The sequence below is a fragment of the Flectobacillus sp. genome, assembly GCF_049240685.1.
Classification (GTDB): Bacteria; Bacteroidota; Bacteroidia; order Cytophagales; family Spirosomataceae; genus Flectobacillus.
Genome location: NZ_JBMLSD010000090.1, coordinates 13,016 through 33,529 on the forward strand (window position 1 = coordinate 13,016; position 20,514 = coordinate 33,529).

Below are 20,514 nucleotides of genomic sequence, written 5' to 3' on the forward strand. Positions count from 1 at the left end.
CGTGTTATTTCCCAAGCATCCATCAAAAAAGGCGTTCGAAATTAGTTTTTCGAACGCCTTTTTTGAGACTAAGCTGTCTTGTCTTGAGACGCAATCATTGCGTCTCTACTGGTAAATTTAGCCTCAACACAATTACTAATTTACTAAATCACTAAATTAGAGATGACTCACCTTGTGCCTTAATCTCTTTACCACTCACTTTGTGCCTTTGTGCCTTTGTGCCTCAATCACTTTGCCACTCACAAACCTACTTCCCTACCGATATCAAGTTAGCAAATAGTCTATATGCACCCGAAACGCCTGCGGGAAGTTGACGGAAAAACGCATACCCTGTAAAGATATAATTTCCTTTTCCATATTTGGCGTATAACAAACCTCCATCTGCTGGTTTTTCATTGGGGTCATTTGAAGAAATAATGGTTTCATACTTACCATCCCATTCGTTTGAAAAATACAAACCTCTTTCCTGAATCCAGCCGTCAAAATCCTTTGCAGTTATTTTGTTAGGCACATTCAAAATTGGGTGCTCGGGCTTCAAGAATCTAATTTCGGCTTCCTCCACTGTTACACGGTCACGCGAAAGTTTGAAATCGTACGGACCTAAGCCTCCATCAATTTTTTGTAGGTTATTATTCACCTGATATTGCACTATCATATTTCCACCATTTTGAACATACTCCATCAATTTCTTTTGGTAGAATTTTAGACGTGGCTCCGTATTATAAGCTCGTACACCAACCACAATAGCGTCGTATTTACTCAAATCTTCATCCAATTCCTTCTCTCCTAGCATGGTAACTTTATATCCAATCTGGCGCAAGGCAGAAGCCACTTCGTCGCCCGCACCCATGATATAACCAATATTATTACCCTTTTTCTTAATATCCAACTTCACAATTTTAGCCTCTGCTATAGGGAACAAGGTTTGAGGAGGAATATGGTCATACGCCACTGTCAGTAAACCTTTGTCCGATGTTCCACTAGGTGTAGTTACCACTGCACGAAAAGTCGCCTCGCTTGCTCCTGTATGGGTAATGTCAGCAGGCGATACTTTAAACACAACTTTTTGTTCTTGGTATTTATTTGAGAACTGGAAAATGGTGGTCGTCGGGTCTACTTTCCATCCTTTTGGCACTTCTAGCGCTATACTACCACGCGCATCGGCTTTGTTTGCCTTGAGTGTAACCTCCACTTCTTTTGGTTGATTATCAGCAAAAACATATACTTTATCAGCAATGTTGGCGGTTACTTCAGGTCGAATTTCGTAAGTACGATACAACTCACCTCTAACCTCGTCGGTATATTTATAGATGACAGGCGTTTTGAAAGTAAAGTCTTTGCCTTCAATTGTGAAAGTCAATTCGGCTTGCAAATCTGCTGGTTTTTCGGGCAGACCGATAATCGAGGCATCATCTACACGGTACATTCCTTTGCCCATTTTCTTTTCGGCTAACCAATATGGCTGTGTCAAAGGTTGGTTGGCAGGAATCATAACAGGAAAAGTAATGCGATTCAACTCATTATTACCAAGCGATTGAGTCAAAGTTGTATCTTTTTCAAAACCAGTCAAGTGTACTTTTTTCAAAGAAACATTAGCGTCCGAACGTTTGATATAACTTAAAGCCACATTCACTTTTTCGCCACGTACCGCCGAAAACTCATTGGGATTCGCTTCAAAATAAAGTCCAGAGCATGCCACAATCAGATTTTCTAATTCTTTTTTCTTTTGAGTTTTCCAATATTCATCCTGAATACCTTCTACCTTTTGGTAAGCCTTTACCAAAATCGGCACGATAGTTTCAGGTTTCTCAGGATTAAACTTTGCAATGGCCTCATCGATTAAATCCTGAATCCCTTCACTCCCTTTTACACGGCTCCAAGTGATATCGACACCATCAAAAGCATCTTTTGTGGCCTTTTCTCCCGCTTTGTGTACCAAATATTCTGGACGAGCCCCACGACCACGAGGAACGCCAAAACCTTGAGATTTGTGTTGAGAACGGCTTTCAGCGGCAATTTCGTTATAAGATTTACCCAATAGAGGATTATACACGCCAATATCAACTTGAATAAAATCCTTCTCAGCAGGTTTTTGTGTTTGAGCTACCGTGCCAAAATTGAAGGTATTCCAAACAATACGCTTGGCTTGCCAAGGTTTAACATATTTTAATTGTTCTGGAAATTTAGAAGGATCAGCAGCAGCGACGAATGCCTCCTCAGCCAAAGCCGCAGAAGCCGAGTGGTTGCCGTGTCCGGCACGAGCATCTGGCGGAAAACGACATATAATCACATCAGGACGAAGATTACGAATACGCCAAACTACATCACCTAATACGGCGTCTTTTCCCCAAATTTGAAGTGTTTCCTCTGTAGTTTTCGAAAAACCAAAGTCATTAGCTCTTGTAAAGTATTGCTCTGGGCCATCAATCGAACGAGCCGCCAAAAGCTCTTGTGTACGGATCAAACCCATTAATTCAGCCTGTTCTGGGCCTATCAAGTTCTGACCGCCATCACCACGAGTAATGGATAAATAAGCAGTACGAACCTTTCGCTCCTTGGCAAGCCAAGATAGCATAATCGTATTTTCATCATCTGGATGCGCCGCAATGTACATGGCAGAACCCAAAACATTTAATTTTTTTAGATTGAGAATCACTTCGCCTGTTGGCATAGGCTTAATCATTTGGGCAGTTGCACCAAAACTTAAAGCCGAAGCCGCCAACACTTGGCAAATCAAGCGGTTTAATGGGTGGTTTTTTCGCATAAGAATAAAATCAATTTTTATGAAGTCTTTCTAAAGGCAGTATTTATCATTACAATATTTGCAAAACTAAACTTTTCCATTGGGTGTTTGATGCAATTCAGACCAATTGTTGGGTAAACTCGACCAATTGGAGATAGTAACAGATTTCTGTAGTCTATCTCCAAAGTCGAGAATTGATAATTGTCAGTGCGATTCATCCCTTTTTCTTTTCTTTTTGTGGTCAAAAAAAATACAATTTGCTAACCAAAACCAAGCACGAAACGAGTACAATTATCATATAAAATAAATACAATAAAATCTTGGAATAATTTTTTTATATCAAAGCAAAAATTATATTTGCATGGTAGGGCATTTTGCCCAAATACAAACGTAAGTGTTCTTATAAATCTCATTTATTCAACATTTTAACCAACCAAACTATTTAACTCTTATGAATGACATTATTTATTTAGTTCCAGCTTTGGGTCTTGTAGGCTTGTTGTACACATTTTGGCGTTTTAATTGGGTTTCGAATCAACCAACGGGAGACGAAAACATGCAAAAACTCTCAGGATACATTGCCGACGGAGCCATTGCTTTTCTTAAAGCCGAATGGAAAATTCTAGCCTATTTTGCCATACCAACCGCTATATTATTGTTCTGGTTGGGATCGGATGAAGGTACACCCGACCATCCTATTCATTCTTCACCAGTCATTGCTTTAGCCTTTTTGATTGGTGCGGTATTTTCGGCAACAGCTGGCTATATTGGGATGAAAGTAGCCACAAAGGCCAACGTAAGAACTGCCCAAGCAGCTCGAACATCGCTCTCAAAGGCATTAGAAGTGTCGTTTACTGGTGGTTCTGTAATGGGGATGGGAGTTGCTGGTCTGGCTATTCTTGGTCTGGGAGGTTTGTTTATTATTTTTTATCAAATGTTTGCCGCTGGTCATGAGCTTACTTCTGTCGAAATGAAAAAGGCAATTGAGGTACTCGCAGGCTTTTCACTTGGTGCTGAATCTATCGCACTATTTGCGCGTGTGGGTGGGGGTATTTACACAAAAGCAGCCGATGTGGGTGCCGACTTGGTAGGTAAAGTTGAGGCAGGTATCCCTGAAGATGATGTGCGCAACCCAGCAACCATTGCCGATAACGTGGGTGATAACGTGGGCGATGTGGCTGGTATGGGTGCCGATTTGTTTGGCTCTTATGTGGCAACTATCCTGGCAACTATGGTTTTGGGACAAGAAATCCAAGTAACAGACCATATTGGAGGTTTTTCTCCTGTCATTTTACCAATGCTGATTGCAGGTGTTGGACTTTTGGCATCTTTGGTATCTACTTTTTTTGTAAGAATTTCTAGCGAAACTGCTTCTGTTCAAAATGCATTAAACTTGGGCAACTGGCTTTCGATTGCGATTACTTTCGTGGCTTCGTATTTCTTGGTACATCACTTATTACCCGAAACACTCAATTTGCGTGGATTTGAATTCTCTTCTAATGGGGTATTTTTTGCTATTATCGTTGGCTTAGTGGTTGGGGCATTGATGTCTGCCATAACAGAATATTATACAGCTATGGGTAAACGTCCTGTGTTATCTATTATCGAAAAATCAGGAACAGGACATGCTACAAACATTATTGGTGGTTTGGCTGTAGGTATGGAGTCGACTGTACTACCAATCATCGTTTTGGCAGCAGGTATTATCTTATCGTATAAATTTGCTGGTCTCTATGGTGTTTCAATCGCAGCAGCTGGTATGATGGCTACTACAGCTATGCAATTGGCAATTGATGCTTTTGGCCCTATTGCTGACAATGCAGGTGGTATTGCCGAAATGTCCCAACTTCCTTCTGAAGTACGCGGACGTACCGACAATTTGGATGCTGTTGGTAACACCACTGCTGCTACAGGAAAAGGTTTTGCCATTGCATCTGCTGCACTGACTTCATTGGCATTATTTGCGGCTTTTGTTGGAATTGCAGGTATTAAAGCGATTGATATCTACAAAGCCGATGTATTGGCTGGTTTGTTTGTAGGCGGTATGATTCCATTCATTTTTAGTGCTTTATGTATCTCGGCTGTAGGTAAAGCAGCCATGGAGATGGTAAACGAAGTACGTCGCCAGTTCCGTGAGATTCCAGGTATAATGGAATATAAGGCTGAACCTGAATACGAAAAATGTGTGGCAATTTCAACTCAGGCATCCATTAGACAAATGATGCTACCGGGAGCCATCGCTTTAATTTCGCCTGTGATTGTGGGCTTCATTTTTGGCCCCGAGGTATTAGGTGGTATGTTGGCGGGCGTAACAGTGTCAGGAGTTTTGATGGGAATGTTCCAATCCAATGCAGGTGGTGCTTGGGACAATGCCAAAAAATCATTTGAAAAAGGGGTACAAATCAATGGAGAAACCTATTACAAAAAATCAGAACCGCACAAGGCCTCTGTAACTGGTGATACAGTTGGTGACCCTTTCAAAGATACTTCTGGGCCATCAATGAATATCTTGATTAAATTGATGTCGATTGTATCCTTGGTAATTGCTCCATATATCGCAGTAAAATCGGATGCCTCAGTTGGGCAAAAAGAATTACAAAAAATTGAAAAGACCACCGCAAAAGTTGTGAAGATTCCAGCTTCAAACAAGAGCTAAACTTTGATAAATATTTGATTAAAAAATCGCTCGGAAAACAAATTTCCGAGCGATTTTTTTGATACAATCATGCTAAATTTTACTCGGCGTAAGACGCAAGCATTGCGTCTCTACTGCTGGAATACAAATTTTAGATTAGTCACTCAATTAGAGATGAATCATATTGAGGAGCAAGAAAGATAAACTGAACAATATATCTACTAGATTTACTGAAATACTCATTTGATTATGAGTTCATTCAAATAACTGATACACTAATAACTTTCTGTTACTTAAAAGAAATAATCCTAAATATCCTTTCCTTCCCTAGTTCATTCTTTTAGAATACTCCTCTAAGGCAGCCTTTTCGCTAGCGCTCAAACTTTCGATTCCTTTAGAGGCAATTTTATCCAAAATTTCATCTATTTCATGCTGTTTCTTCACCTTATTCGCATTGTATCTTTCGTCGATAGTATCATGCTGTTGATTATTTTTGAAATAAAAATTATCTATCAACAACAAATACGGACGAGTCACTATGATGTAAATAAATATCAATGAAGGGATTAGAAGAAGTAAAATTACCCAGAGATTGTCCTGTAGGATTTGAGGTATAAACAAAATTGCCATCAGCATCCCAATAATGGCGCCTCCCAAGTGCGCATCATGACCGATATTATCCTTATTAGACTTAATACCATAAATAGAAACACCCAAATACAGCAGACCAAAAATCCAAGCAGGTAATGAAATAGGAATAAACATGATTCTTAATCCCATCTCAGGGAATACTGCAATAGACGCAAACATGATTCCAAACACCCCACCAGAGGCACCAACCGAGGTATATCCATCGTCTTTTTTATGAATTAAAATAGATATAAGGTTGCCACCAACAATACTTCCGAGATAAAGAACCAAAAATTTTGCCTCCCCAAATATACCAATCGTCAATTCTGAAAATACGTACAAACTGTACATATTAAAAAAGAAATGTATCCAATCGACATGCAAAAACCCCGAGGTTAATAGGCGTTTGTAGTCCTTTTGTAAGAGTATTGGAAAAACGTGAAATTTATATTTATCGAAAAATAAAAAGTCACGAAAACCTTGATAGGTAAACACTAAGGTGATTCCTATTATGAATAGAGCAATCATGGTATGATGGTAAAAATGAGTTAAGACTACTAAATTACATTTTTTATATAACAAACTAAACCTTCTACTTGGTCTCAATCTAAAACATAAAAGCCCTAAATTTAACGTTTAGAGCTCATGATTAGAAAGTTAACTTTTTTTAAGAATTCCGATCTCGGTTAATTTGTCCTATAAGCCATTGATGCGGGAATGTAGTACACATTACCAAAAGGTACATCACTGGGATTGGGTTCATACTTTTGGCGAAGGCAGCCCAAAAGTACGCATATCCCAAGGTCATAACTACGGCAACAAGGGTAATCGGCATGGCATGTAACCATAACTGAAATGCAGAATTAGTACTTCGTCCCTCTGGTAAAAAATAGCGATGTGCATCCGAAAAAGCGTTGACTGCATGCCAACCACCAAAATACAAAGCCAATGCAGGTAACAAAGGAAGATACTCGCATAATACTAAGATGATTACCAAGGCTATTATTTTCCTTACAGTAAATACGGATGGATTTTTGTATTGAGCCAGCAATAACAAGACAAATGTTATCAGGCAAACTCCCCCAATGATTAATCCCTTTGATGCTATTAATATAAGCCATATTTGCATCATAAGCATATCTTGGCGGGTAATGCTTGCCCATAAAATGCTAGTTTGACTGCCATGACCTAAAAATAGCCACAAAACAATCATTATTCCATAGCTGTAACGAGTCAAAGTCCAAATTAAGTTATTGGCTTGTAGCGATTTCAAATCTGACTCACCTACATGCCACGCCGTAACAATCAGAAATAAAAACACGCTTCCAGTAGGCCAATACCACCAGAGCAATCCAAATAAGATTATAGCAAGAAGATAACGTACATAAAAAGTCCATTTTTTGTACACCTTCCCTGCTCTACGAAACTGTTCTTGTTCCAACCAAATGTCGAGTGTTCGGTGCGGAATACCTATAAAAAATACAAAACCAAAAGCAAAAAAGATTTGTACCCATATTGACAAACCACCTTGCAATTCTTGCCAAACTAGTAATAAGGTGCCCAGAAAAATCGTCAAACTTGTCGGATTGTAGGCTATACTCTTGAAATACTTTACCACGTGCGATTGAATTTTTACTTGAAAAACAAAGGTAATCAATTGTTCTTGCTTATTTATAAGCTGAAATTGTGTTCAAAAAGTTTCAGAGAAAATTTTCTTCAAATTACTTGTTTATACCAAGCGGATATTATTACTTTGAAACATATTTAACCAAATGGTTAAACCTTTTGATAAAAATGGAAGTAGAGATAACAACAGAGGAAAAGATTTTAATTGCAGCAAGAAAGGTGTTTATCGAAAAAGGCTGGGACGGCGCTCGTATGCAGGAGATTGCAGACAATGCAGGTATTAACAAAGCACTATTACATTATTACTTTCGGAATAAGGAACAATTATTCAAAAGAGTATTTGCAGGAATTGTAGGTAAACTTATTCCTAATCTCAATACAATTATTCAATCCGAAAAACCCATTTTTGAAAAGATTCAGGCCTTTATCGATGCCTATTTGGATTTTTTGTTAGCAAACCAAGAATTACCTCTTTTTGTAGCCAATGAGTTGTCGCGTAATGCGAATCTCATTGTGGGCGCTTTTGAAGAAAATGGGCTCAAACCTATGATTGGTCAGATGGTTATGGAAATTGCCAACGCAATTGAAACTAAACAAATCAGACCAATCAACCCCGCACATTTACTAATGAATATTGTTTCGATGTGTGTATTCCCTTTTATGGGAAGGTCTATTTTTCAAAAGGTGTTGATGCAAGTTCCTGAAGAAATGTATCAAGAGCTCTTAAAACAACGTAAAAAGGAAATCTACGAAATGGTATATCATTCAATTGTTTTGTGATATTTACCTTTTTTTCGACACAGTAACAAATCAGTAGTCCGCCCAAAGTTTATTCTACTAGTTTGTTACTTTTTTAAAAGTAAATTTTTAACCAAATAGTTAAACATTTTAGTTAAAACCATGAAAAAATCATTTTTGCTACTTCTCCTCGCTACGCTGCTACAACATGCGTATGCACAAGAGCAGTTGTCATTGACACAATGCTATGAGCTTGCCAAACAGAATTATCCTACTGCCAAACAAAAAGGATACATTAATGAGAGCCTAGAACAGCAGATTGCTCAACTCAAAAGTAACTTTAAACCTCAAGTAGAAATTGTAGGACAAGCAACCTATCAATCGGATGTAACCTCCGTACCCATCAAAATTCCTTCTATTGATATTCCGCAAATTTCTAAAGACCAATATAAATTGTACGCAGAGCTGAAACAAAGCTTGTATGATGGCGGCGTTACAAATGCTCAAATTTCAGTGCAAAAAGCTGCTGCTTTAACCGAACAACAAAAAACTGTAGTTGAATTGGATAAACTCAAAGAAAGAGTAAGTCAGAGTTATTTTGGTATTTTATTAAGTCAGAATCAGCTCAAATTGATAGATATCATCAAAAGCGAATTACAAGCGAAAATCACTAAAATCAAAGCTGGTATTCAAAATGGTATAAGTACTCAGGCCAATCTCAATCAGCTTGAGGTAGAAATCTTGAAACTAGAGCAACGTAGTAGTGAAGTAAAATCACAAGAAATTGTAGCGAGAAAAATTTTGGCCCTGTTGATTAACAAAGATGTGGCTACGGTCCAATTTGAATCTCCCCTATTGAACTATACCACTGAGACCAAAATAAAACGTCCAGAGCTTCAGCTTTTTCAAGAACAACAAAATCTTTTAAGCTTTCAAGAAAATTTGATTACGGCCAAAAATATGCCTAAAGTGGGCCTTTTTCTACAAACTGGCTATGGACGTCCAGCCTTGAATATGCTACAAAATGATTTTAAAGGGTATTACCTCGGCGGTCTGAGGTTCAATTGGTCTTTGGGAGGTTTTTACAACAAAAAGCATGAAAGAAACCAACTAGCAATTTCGGCAAAAACGATAGAAGCTCAGCAAGAAGCTTTTTTGCTCAATACCAATATTGCTTTGCAACAACTCGATGCTGAAATCAAAAAGTTAGAAAACATGATAGAACTAGACCAGAAAATTATTACTCTTAGAGAAAAAATTACCAAAACATCCAGCGCACAACTCGATAACGGCATTATTACCGCAAGTGACTATGTTACAGACCTTTCGGCTGAACTTCAAGCCAAAGAGAATCAGTTGATTCATACCTTACAACAGGCGCTCGCCAAAGCCAATTATCAAAACACACTAGGAATTTAAGTTCTTTGTTTTAGGCACAAGGCGAAGTGTGCTACATAGTTTAGAGACGTTTTTGCCGAATGCTCATGGCCGAATGCCATGCACTTAAAATTAAGTTTGTGTAACTACTCAACTTTTATTTTTTAGTCTTCAACCGCGAAAATCGCACAATCCTATATTCGAAATGAAAAAGCAATTAATATTCATATCTCTGGCGAGTTCTTTGATATTTTCTTGTAAAAAAAATGAACAATCTACTGATGCAACGGGTACATTTGAGGCTACAGAAACCATTATCTCTTCTGAAGTAGCAGGCAAAATTCTCCATCTCAACCTCCAAGAAGGTGATACTTTAGGTTTGTCCCAGAAGGTTGGAAATATTGACATTGCTAATCTTCAACTTCAAGAAGCCCAAATAGAGGCAAATATGAGAAGTTTGCCCCAAAAATTCAATGATGCATCTGCACAAATTAAAGTCCTAGAGAATCAGATTGCGCTCCAAAAAGAGCAGCTTCGTATCCAACAAAGGGAGTTTCAACGATTAACTAATTTGGTGAAATCTGAGGCCGTCCCAAGCAAACAACTCGACGATATGGAGGGAGTAATTGCCCTCACAAAAAAGCAAATTAGTGTGCTAGAAAGCCAAATTATTGCCCAGAAAACTCAGGTAGCCATCCAAAACCGTAGTATAAACAGCGAGCTCACACCGCTGCAAAAACGGTCGGAACAAATAGCAGACCAAATCAAACGAGGAGAGATAATCAACCCTGTGCGTGGCACGGTAATTACCAAATATGCAGAGCAATACGAGATCACCTCACCAGGAAAAGCCCTCTACAAGATAGCTGATTTATCTCAAATGACACTGAAAGTATATGTCTCGGGCAATCAACTCTCAAAGGTTCAGCTCAACCAAGCTGTAAAAGTGCTCATCGACAAAACCGAAGGTCTTTCTGATACTCTACAAGGGAAGATATTTTGGATAGCCTCCAAAGCAGAGTTTACCCCAAAAACCATACAGACCAAAGAAGAGAGAGCCAACCTTGTATACGCAGTAAAAATTCGTGTCAAAAACACTGGAGCGCTGAAAATTGGCATGTATGGAGAAGTGATATTTTAACCCCCAAAAAGATGAATGCAATTATCGCGCAAAACCTTTCCAAATCTTTCGATAAAGGAAAAATTAAGGCACTGGATGATATTAGTTTAGAGATAAAAAAGGGTGAACTTTTTGGGTTAATTGGTCCGGATGGCGCAGGTAAAACCACCTTATTTCGTATTCTCACCACTCTCCTACTTGCCGAATCTGGCGAGGCCTGGGTAGATGATTTTGATGTCAAAAAAGACTTTAAATCAATCCGTAAGCGTGTTGGATATATGCCTGGCAAGTTTTCCTTATATCAGGATCTAAGTGTGGAGGAGAATCTCAATTTTTTTGCGAATGTATTTGGCACAACAATCCAGCAAAATTACCATCTGATCAAAGATATCTATCAGCAGCTAGAGCCCTTTCGTTCACGCAAGGCTGGAAAACTCTCTGGCGGGATGAAACAAAAATTAGCCCTTTGCTGCGCCTTAATTCATGAGCCAAGTGTCTTGTTTTTGGATGAACCAACGACAGGCGTTGACCCCGTTTCGAGAAAAGAGTTTTGGGAAATGCTAAAATATTTAAAGTCGGAAGGTATCACCATTTTAGTCTCTACTCCGTATATGGACGAAGCAAGCCTATGTGACCGAGTAGCTCTCATGCAAAAGGGAAAAATTTTGGATATTGATTCACCAGAAGGAATTATTCAAAAATTTCCGAAAAAAATTTGGGCAATCAATGCCTCCAATATGTATGGTTTATTGCAAGTAGCTAGGAAATTCCCCCATACACATACCTGTTTTAGTTTTGGAGAAAGTCACCATTTGACCCTTGTTCATGACCAAGCAGACTATGAGGCTTTTTGCCTTTATATTCAAAAGCATTATCAGGAACCTTTTCAAATCAAGGAGATTATTCCTACCATTGAGGATTGTTTTATGGCGCTGTCTTGATGTTTTCACCAATTAGTATAAAGAAGCTATCAGTCAAGGGTTTATACTCAGCAGGATAGATCCATCATAAGAAGGTGACAAAAGATATATGCTGGGGTATAATGTTCATTTATTCATTGCTGTTACTAACAATTTTGAAGTTGTTTAAAAACATGGAAAATAAGGAAATAGTCATACAAGCCAAAGAACTTAGCAAGCGATTCGGAGATTTTATTGCTACTAACGCCATCACCTTCGACGTTTATAAGGGCGAAATATTTGGTTTTTTGGGAGCTAATGGTGCCGGGAAAACCACGGCTATGAAAATCCTAATCGGCATTTCGAAACCAAGCGGAGGCCAGGCAAAAGTCGCAGGTTTTGATGTGTATTCTCAAACAGAAGATATCAAAAAGAATATCGGATACATGAGTCAAAAATTTTCACTTTATGAGGATTTAACTATCCGAGAAAACATTAGATTCTTTGGTGGAATTTATGGTTTGGACCGTAAAACTATTAGAGAAAAAACCGACAATTTATTAAAAACTTTGGGTTTTGAAGCCGAAGCAGACAAACTGGTATCTTCACTCCCGTTGGGATGGCGACAAAAACTATCGTTTTCAATTGCAATATTGCATAATCCTAAAATTGTATTTTTAGACGAACCCACAGGTGGTGTCGACCCCGTAACGCGTCGCCAATTTTGGGATTTAATTTATGAAGCCTCTAATCGTGGCGTAACCATATTTGTAACCACCCACTATATGGACGAAGCTGAATATTGCAATCGTGTATCGATAATGGTTGATGGAAAAATTGAAGCGCTGGATACCCCAAAAAATCTCAAAAATCAGTTTCAAGCAGACTCTATGGATGAGGTATTTCATCAGTTAGCCCGAAAAGCCAAACGAAGTGAATAGAATGAATACATTGTTAAATAACATTTTATCATGAAACTTTTCTTAGCATTCATCACAAAGGAATTTAAGCATATACTCCGAGATACTCGAACCTTGATTATCTTGTTTGGCATGCCTATCGTGCAGATAATTCTGTTTGGATTTGCCTTGACCAATGAAGTAAAAGATTCCAAAATTGGGATACTGGATTACGCCAAGGACCAAGCTAGTCAACAAATTATTAATGAGCTTGATGCGAGCAGATATTTTGATATCGAAGATAATTTTACAAAACCATCACAAATCCATCAAGCTTTTAAAGAAGGGAAAATTCGACTGGCTATTGTATTTCCTGCCAATTTCGGTCAGTCATTATTGCATCAAAATAGCACATCGGTTCAACTCATATCTGATGCCTCAGACCCAAATACAGCTAGTACTGTTGTAAACTATGCTAGTTCAATCCTAAAATCCTATCAGGACGAAGTATTAGGACAGCAAGCATTGCCTTACACTATACAGCCCGAAATTCGGATGTTGTACAATCCTCAACTCAAAGGCGCATACAATTTTGTACCTGGGGTTATGGCCATGATTTTGTTACTTATTTCTGCCATGATGACCTCTATTGCGATTGTACGTGAAAAAGAACTTGGAACCATGGAAGTACTGTTGGTATCTCCTGTCCCTCCTATTTTGGTAATTATTACAAAGGCTATCCCTTATGTCTTGCTTTCCTTTATTAATGTTAGCACCATATTGTTATTGAGCGTAAACCTCCTCGATGTACCAATTCAAGGTAGCCTCCTGCTTTTATTGGGCGAAAGTATGCTTTTCATTTTTGCTGCACTGGCATTGGGGCTGTTTATCTCTACCATTACCAATTCGCAACAAGTGGCTATGCTTGCCTCTTTGATGGTTTTGTTATTACCAACCCTTATTTTTAGCGGCTTTATGTTCCCAATCGAAAACATGCCCAAGCCTATGCAATTTATTTCTAATTTGATTCCTTCAAAATGGTATTTTTTTATTGTGAGAGACGTGATGATTAAAGGTTTAGGCTTTGAAAGTGTACTTAAAGAAAGCCTAATCCTAGTTGCCATGACAATAGGCTTCGTGCTCATCGCTTTAAAAAATTATAAAACGAGGTTGGAGTAGTAAACGAGGCATTAGGGGTAAGGCAAAGAGGCAATAGTAAATAGAATTTCCACTTTCCATAACATACTGATAACTAATGCCTTTTGCCTGTACCCTGTTAATTCAAACAAACATGAAAACACTACTTTTTTTATTAGAAAAAGAGTTTCGGCAGATATTTCGCAACTCCTCCATTATCCGTATCATCTTTGTGATGCCAATTATTCAACTCATTGTGTTACCAATAGCAGCTGATTATGAGGTCAAAAATGTGAATATTGCCCTTGTCGACCACGACCACTCAAGTTATTCAAGACAGTTAGTTCAAAAAATTATCGGCTCGGGCTATTTTAGATTAGTTGAAAATACAGACTCCTATAAAGCCGCGTTAAAAAGCGTCGAACAAAATAACGCTGATGTAATTATTGAGATTCCTGCCAATTTTGAGCGTACCTTGATCAAAGAAAACGAAGTGAAGTTATTGCTTGCGATAAATGCCGTAAACGGTACAAAAGGTAACATGGGCGGAGCATATCTCAATTCAATAATCAAAGATTTCAATCAAGATATACGCACGGATTGGATTAACTTCCCGAGAATGAACCCTATGCCTTTGCTCGACATTGTTCCTCGCTTTTGGTACAATACCCAAATGAATTATCAACTTTTTATGGTACCTGGCATTTTGGTGATTTTAGTTACTATGGTAGGGAGTTTTTTGACTGCGCTCAATATCGTAAAAGAAAAAGAAGTAGGCACTATAGAACAAATCAATGTTACTCCTATCAAAAAACATCATTTTATTCTTGGAAAACTAATCCCATTTTGGGTGCTAGGCTTAGTAGTTACGGCCATTGGTCTCACCGTGAGTCGCGTCGTATTTGGGATAGTTCCTGTAGGTAGTTTACTTGTAATTTTTGGGTTTACATCCATCTTTCTTTTGGCTGTTCTAGGACTAGGACTACTCATGTCGAATTTTTCGGATATCCAACAACAAGCCATGTTTTTTGCCTTTTTTATGATAATGGTATTTGTATTGATGGGAGGCTTGTACACGTCCATAGATGGTATGCCAGCGTGGGCAAAACTTATGACTAAATTTAATCCAGTAGCCTATTTTATCGATGTTATGCGCTTAGTCGTTATCAAAGGGTCAGGACTTTATGAAATCAGATATCATGTTTATGCTATACTCAGCTTTGCAATCGTATTTAATGGACTTGCGATTTGGACTTACAAAAAACAGGTATAAGTAGAGGCTGAGTTTGCCGTGAAAAAATACCCTCTGACAAGGCTCAAAATAGGCTACGTACCTATCCCTCAGCAGAATCTCCATACTTGAGATTGTTTGATAGCAATGCTTCTTTTGAAAGCCCTATTAGGTATTCTTGAAAAGATTCGTTTCTGAAAAATATAGCGTATTGATACAAAAAAACCGCTCTGCAAATACAGAGCGGTCATCTATCAGTAATGAATTGGTGAAAATTAAGAGTTTAATTTTCCTCTCAACGCACGTGGGATATCGATTGTAGCAACTGGGTTGGTAGGGTTGTTCAAAATAGTTGCACCTTCTACTTTCAATTTGCTAACTTTGATAGTTTGGCCTAAGTCCAAACCAGTAATATCTGCTTCAACAAAATCAGGAATGTTTTCAGCTAAACCTTTCAAAGTAACTTTGCGAAGTTTCTGAACCATTTTACCCCCTTTTTGTACACCTGGAGCGTTACCAATGATTTTTACTGGAACGTCAATTTTAATACTTTTACCGTCTACGATTTCCAAGAAGTCAACGTTCAAAATAATTTCGTTAACTGGGTGGAATTGTGCATCTTGTAAGATAGCACGACGGATTTCGCCTTCAATATTTAATTCTACCTCAGCAACTTCTGAAGTATAAATCAAATCGCGGAACAAAATCATCGGTACTGCAAAGTGAACTACATCTTTACCACCGTACAATACACATGGAACTAATGCTTCGTTACGTAAATCTTTAGCTGATTTTGTACCTAAGGTTTCTCTTTTGAAACCTACAACTTCAATCTTTCTCATTTGAGTGATTTTTATGTTACTAGCCTTTCGCGAACTGCTATCTTCTAGTAACTGTTTAAATTATTAATGTTTTATGAAAAGTGAACTGATAGATTCATGGTCACGGATTCTTCCGATAGCTTTGGCAAACAATTGGGCTACAGAAAGAACTTTAATCTTATCACAACCTGGTTTTACAGGAATGGTGTTTGTTACCACTAATTCTGTAAGGACTGAGTTACTGATATTTTCGTAGGCATTTCCAGACAAAACAGCATGTGTAACAATCGCTCTTACAGATTTGGCACCTTTGTCCATAATCAACTGAGCAGCTTTGCACATAGTTCCACCTGTATCAATCAAGTCATCAACAAGTACCACATCGGCGCCTGTAACATCTCCAATTAGTTGCATAGAAGCCACTTCATTGGCACGTTTACGATGCTTGTCGCAGATTACCATTTCGGCATTAAAAAACTTCGCAACATTACGTGTGCGAACCACGCCACCTACATCTGGTGAAGCAAAAAGGATGTTTTCTAAGCCTAGTGATTTCAAATAAGGTACAAAGATAGCTGTTCCTTCCAAATGATCTACAGGAAAATCAAAAAATCCTTGAATTTGACCTGCATGCAAATCTACGGTCATCAAGCGATCAGCTCCAGCAGCCGTCAACAGGTTGGCAATAAGCTTGGCACCAATACCAACTCTTGGCTTATCCTTACGATCTTGACGAGAATACCCGAAATAAGGGATTACAACTGTTACATAGTGAGCAGAAGCACGGCGAGCCGCATCTATCATCAATAACAATTCCAGAAGATTGTCTGCTGGCGGAAATGTTGATTGAATCAAGAAAACATCACAACCTCTGATAGATTCATCAAAACTTGGTGACATCTCACCATCTGAAAATCTTTGTACTGTAGTAGAGCCTAATTCTTTGCCGAAATATTGAGCGATTTCTTTTGCTAAATACTCAGAAGAAGTCCCTGCGAAAATTTTAACTTGATTTATGGAAGCCATTTTTTGTGGGGGCACAACGCTTTGCACTGGCGAGGTACCAATTATGGTTTGATCTGTTTGCAATCGTTAATTACCCGTTTTAAAATTTTCCGCAAAAGTACAAATTCTTGACGATAAATACTAGCTTTCTTTATGAGTATTTTTGATTTTCGAGGTCTTTTTTTTGCAATAGGCTCTTCTATTGGTTATATCTTACCGAAATGCCGAATTTTTCCGTAAAACTCTACATTCAAACGCCTAATAGCGTCATATAGACACAATTATTGGATACTATTCTTGGCTATTAAAGACATCTTTCTAGGTTCTTGAAATAATGTAGCAATTCTTTTTAAAATACAATTTACCACCGAGCAAACTATAACAAAAAATTACTACTTCCAAATGATAAAATTAGTGATGAGTTGTATATTTTGGGCAATGTCAAATAAGCAGTAAACTAAAGAAAAAAGTCGTTTTTTATGAAATTTTAATGATAGGCGTTAGGATTAAGGCAACAGGCAAAGAGGCAACGGGCAAAGAGTTTAAAATTGTTTCAACGTAACGATAGATATATTTTTGCCTAATGCCTTGTGCCTACTGCCTGTTGCCTTAATCCTAATGCCTTCAACAAAAAACTTAAATCTAATTTTGCCCACCTATTTACTTCTTTAACTATAATACTTATCAAAGCTGAAACTGCTATTGAGTAACTTTTGGGTTCTGTCTCGTTTCCATTGTTCAGCATCATTGTTTATAACAGCCTGCACGACACTTCTTTCATCGATAGCGCCCAAACCTGATGCATTATAAATTCCTTGCGCACTTGCTGTTTGAGTAATAGCTTTTTGCAAAACCGCCAAAGAACCCGAAAGTCCTCTGTTTACGGCAAGATCTACACGCAAAGCAATACCACCTTCCGAGTAAAGAATCTTATTTAAAGGAACCTGTTGACCAAAAATTCCGATACCTGTAGCATCAGAAAGCGCTTTATTCATGTATTCCTCTTGTGCAATCTGGATTTGGGCACGAATCATTTCACGCTCAAAACCTGAGGCTATAAAAACTCCAGTTAGTTGCAAATCGTTTGCGATAGTACTAAAAGCAGCATCTCCTGAATATCCGTTTACACTAACCACAGCCGCGCCATAGGATGTAACATCGATTCCAAACTGTTCAAAACAATTATAAAACGCATCACTTTGATTTTGTTTCATTCTTTGTAAAACTTTACTCAAAATTGAACCACTTGCGATTGCTCCAGTAAATTGAATAAAACCAAATGAAAAGATTGCTTTATCATAGCTATTTACTGCATCAAAACTACCTTCATTTTTTCCAATAAAATGTAGTACATCCGCATAAAATGGTCTTGGTAGTAAATCTTCAAAATGATATCGTTGCGAATCAAAGGTTGATTTTCCAAAATAAGAAACTCCTCGAGGGTTAACCATATTAGGAGATGGATAATTGTCTCGCATGGTACCCGTCGAATCAGTCCCATAGTCGGTAGGGTAGCTGATGGTAATACTGTTATAGCTTCCTCTATTTTCTTTTCTAACTACAAAGGAAGAAATACTTTTGGCAGCACCTCCTCCACTAGTGGTTCCCCCAACATAATTGGAAGATGGAGTACTTGGATATACAGGATCATTGGAAGGATATACGGGGCTATTATTGGGATATACTGGCTCGTTGGAAGGATACACTGGACTATTGTTTGGGTAAACAGGGTCACTGTAAGTGGAACTACCTGACAATGAAACTTTTAATACCTGACCAATCGAGATATTATTATCATAAAGTCCATTGAATTGTTTTAGTTGGTCGACACTTAGGTTAAACTTTTTTGCAATGCTGTAAAGTGTATCTTTGGGTTGCACGGTATAAGTTGCCATAGCTTTGAGTGTTTTAAAGATAATTGGTTCGGTTGATGTTCGAAATTAAAGAAAACTTATAAAGAATTTACTGGTCCTTATCAAAACTGAGTAAAAGGCTTTTTATTACTTTAGGGTAAATCTCTCTACTGAGAACGCTTTCCCTACCGAAGTTTTTAGACCCGCGTAAAACAATTTAGCTATAGCCAAATCCTGTTGCCAATCCACTTATTTCCAAAAACTAAAAGAACCATCTAGTAATTTCAAAATCCTTTGTTTTTTCAGTACGTCGGTTTCGTTCTGAGCTAGAACCTCTACTACTCTGCGTTCATTAATCTTAGCAAGTTGCATACCAGAGGTAAGTTTTGATTCTTTTGCTACCTGATTCACAGCGGTTTGAATAGGCAACAATGAACCTGTGAGGCCACGATTAACAGCGAGATCTACCCTTATCGCAAAACCTCCTTCTGTTTTGAGAATTTCGTTGAGAGGTAGCACGACCCCATTTACATTAATTTTCACCGAGGGAGCCAGCGCTTTTAGGACGTATTCCTCCAAAGCCAATTCCACCTGTGCTCGTATCATACTTCTACGAAAACTACTGGCCACAAACGCCCCTGTAAGCTGTAAGTTATTCGCAACTTCGGTGTAAGCAGCATCATTTTCTAAAATACCCTTGGGAGTTTCAACCCTAAAGATGGGTTTGGTCCCTCCCACTATGTCTATTCCATACTGTCCAAAACAATCATTAAATGCATATTCGTCTCTGACTTTGAAGCGATTCAATACCTGAGAAAGAATTGAGCCTGATAATTGTGCACCAGTAAATTGAAGGAAGCCAAATGAGAAAATCGCTTTGTCATAGCTATTGACTGCATCAAAACATCCTTCGTTTTTGGCAATATGATGCAACACTTCAAGATAAAAAGGCTGAGGACACAAATCTTGAAATGCCGAAACATTGGAGTCAAAGGTGTTTTTGCCAGCATAGCTAATACCCGCTGCATTGACACGGTTGGGCGAAGGGTAATTATCTCGAAAAACTCCCGTTTTTTGTATCCCAGACGGCGTAGGAAAACTAATCGTAAAGGTGTTATAACCTACTTTGGGGAGCTTTTCAATCAAAAAAACATTTCTCTTTTCAAAAATTGATTTTATAGAATTGCTTGGTTTGGTGGGAGTCGTAGGAGACGGAAGCCTCACTATCAAGTTCTGTCCGATACTCAAATTAGTAGAAACCAGATTGTTGAGTGAAATCAATTGTTCGACGGTAACTCCATACTTTTTTGAAATACTATAGAGCGTCTCTTTACTTTGAACGATGTGGGTCATGTGTTAAATTGGGTTCATTTATTCAATAAACGAATGTACGCAATTTAAACCAATACCAGTTTAAGTAATCGAGCAGAATAATATTTAAGTATGTGTTTAGGCACAAGGCACAGAGTGTTAAAATGTTTTTATTAACCACAGCTATGCTTTTTTCCAAAGTCCACCGCCGAAAGCCGATACCTGAATGCCTTGGGCACAAAAATTAAATTCTATTTCGCCCACTAACCTAAGTAATCGTGCAGAATAAGATTTAACATGGATGCTTTGGGTAGTAAGCCATAGGCATTAGGCAAAAGCTCTTTACAATTTCATAAAAACACTTTTTTTTAAGCTTAGGGCTTACAGCCTTAAGTCTGTTACCTTACAGCTTAAAATAAATTTTGCGTATTAACTTACAAGAAATACGATTGAGGCGAATATTAGAATGAAATAGTCTTTTATCAAAAG

15 protein-coding genes are annotated in these 20,514 nt (G+C 38.1%); 8 read left to right on the forward strand and 7 right to left on the reverse strand.

Annotation, left to right across the window (positions count from 1 at the left end):
* Positions 1-247 precede the first annotated feature (247 nt).
* Positions 248-2,764 carry a PIG-L family deacetylase gene (locus ACOVQ4_RS04270; RefSeq protein WP_421819415.1) on the reverse strand — a complete coding sequence of 839 codons (2,517 nt, stop codon included), beginning with the start codon at positions 2,762-2,764 and terminating at the stop codon, positions 248-250.
* Positions 2,765-3,194: 430 nt separating this feature from the next.
* On the opposite strand from ACOVQ4_RS04270, the gene ACOVQ4_RS04275 reads away from it, so the two are divergent.
* Positions 3,195-5,399 carry a sodium-translocating pyrophosphatase gene (locus tag ACOVQ4_RS04275; RefSeq protein WP_421819416.1) on the forward strand — a complete coding sequence of 735 codons (2,205 nt, stop codon included), beginning with the start codon at positions 3,195-3,197 and terminating at the stop codon, positions 5,397-5,399.
* A gap of 306 nt (positions 5,400-5,705) precedes the next feature.
* On the opposite strand, the gene ACOVQ4_RS04280 is transcribed toward ACOVQ4_RS04275, so the two are convergent.
* Positions 5,706-6,536, reverse strand: a complete 831-nt coding sequence (locus ACOVQ4_RS04280; RefSeq protein WP_421819417.1) for a rhomboid family intramembrane serine protease — start codon at positions 6,534-6,536, stop codon at positions 5,706-5,708.
* 139 nt (positions 6,537-6,675) lie between these two features.
* Positions 6,676-7,665 (reverse strand): Brp/Blh family beta-carotene 15,15'-dioxygenase, encoded by a 990-nt coding sequence (locus ACOVQ4_RS04285; RefSeq protein WP_421819418.1) that lies wholly within the window; start codon positions 7,663-7,665, stop codon positions 6,676-6,678.
* 137 nt (positions 7,666-7,802) lie between these two features.
* On the opposite strand from ACOVQ4_RS04285, the gene ACOVQ4_RS04290 reads away from it, so the two are divergent.
* The 7 genes from ACOVQ4_RS04290 (at position 7,803) to ACOVQ4_RS04320 (ending at position 15,077) form a co-directional block, all read left to right on the forward strand.
* On the forward strand, positions 7,803-8,414 hold the full coding sequence (locus tag ACOVQ4_RS04290) for a TetR/AcrR family transcriptional regulator (protein ID WP_421819419.1): 612 nt from the start codon (positions 7,803-7,805) through the stop codon (positions 8,412-8,414).
* 120 nt (positions 8,415-8,534) lie between these two features.
* Positions 8,535-9,791 (forward strand): TolC family protein, encoded by a 1,257-nt coding sequence (locus tag ACOVQ4_RS04295; RefSeq protein ID WP_421819420.1) that lies wholly within the window; start codon positions 8,535-8,537, stop codon positions 9,789-9,791.
* Between the two features lie 163 nt (positions 9,792-9,954).
* Positions 9,955-10,890, forward strand: a complete 936-nt coding sequence (locus ACOVQ4_RS04300) for an HlyD family secretion protein (RefSeq protein ID WP_421819421.1) — start codon at positions 9,955-9,957, stop codon at positions 10,888-10,890.
* Between the two features lie 11 nt (positions 10,891-10,901).
* Positions 10,902-11,810: an ABC transporter ATP-binding protein gene (locus ACOVQ4_RS04305; protein ID WP_421819422.1), complete on the forward strand. Its 909-nt coding sequence runs from the start codon at positions 10,902-10,904 to the stop codon at positions 11,808-11,810.
* Positions 11,811-11,962: 152 nt separating this feature from the next.
* On the forward strand, positions 11,963-12,709 hold the full coding sequence (locus tag ACOVQ4_RS04310) for an ABC transporter ATP-binding protein (RefSeq protein WP_421819423.1): 747 nt from the start codon (positions 11,963-11,965) through the stop codon (positions 12,707-12,709).
* Between the two features lie 30 nt (positions 12,710-12,739).
* Positions 12,740-13,846: an ABC transporter permease gene (locus ACOVQ4_RS04315; protein ID WP_421819424.1), complete on the forward strand. Its 1,107-nt coding sequence runs from the start codon at positions 12,740-12,742 to the stop codon at positions 13,844-13,846.
* Positions 13,847-13,958: 112 nt separating this feature from the next.
* Positions 13,959-15,077, forward strand: coding sequence for an ABC transporter permease (locus ACOVQ4_RS04320; RefSeq protein WP_421819425.1), 1,119 nt, complete (start codon positions 13,959-13,961; stop codon positions 15,075-15,077).
* A gap of 233 nt (positions 15,078-15,310) precedes the next feature.
* Here the strand turns inward: ACOVQ4_RS04320 and ACOVQ4_RS04325 are convergent, their stop codons facing one another.
* From ACOVQ4_RS04325 to ACOVQ4_RS04340, 4 genes are all read right to left on the reverse strand, one after another.
* A complete protein-coding gene (locus tag ACOVQ4_RS04325; protein WP_421819426.1) occupies positions 15,311-15,877 on the reverse strand; it encodes a 50S ribosomal protein L25/general stress protein Ctc in 567 nt (188 codons plus the stop codon).
* Positions 15,878-15,940: 63 nt separating this feature from the next.
* The gene (locus ACOVQ4_RS04330; protein WP_421819427.1) at positions 15,941-16,882 is read right to left on the reverse strand and encodes a ribose-phosphate pyrophosphokinase; all 942 of its coding nucleotides are present in this window, start codon (positions 16,880-16,882) and stop codon (positions 15,941-15,943) included.
* Positions 16,883-17,529: 647 nt separating this feature from the next.
* On the reverse strand, positions 17,530-18,756 hold the full coding sequence (locus ACOVQ4_RS04335) for a LysM peptidoglycan-binding domain-containing protein (RefSeq protein ID WP_421819428.1): 1,227 nt from the start codon (positions 18,754-18,756) through the stop codon (positions 17,530-17,532).
* 207 nt (positions 18,757-18,963) lie between these two features.
* Positions 18,964-20,067, reverse strand: a complete 1,104-nt coding sequence (locus ACOVQ4_RS04340) for a LysM peptidoglycan-binding domain-containing protein (protein ID WP_421819429.1) — start codon at positions 20,065-20,067, stop codon at positions 18,964-18,966.
* Positions 20,068-20,514 lie beyond the last annotated feature (447 nt).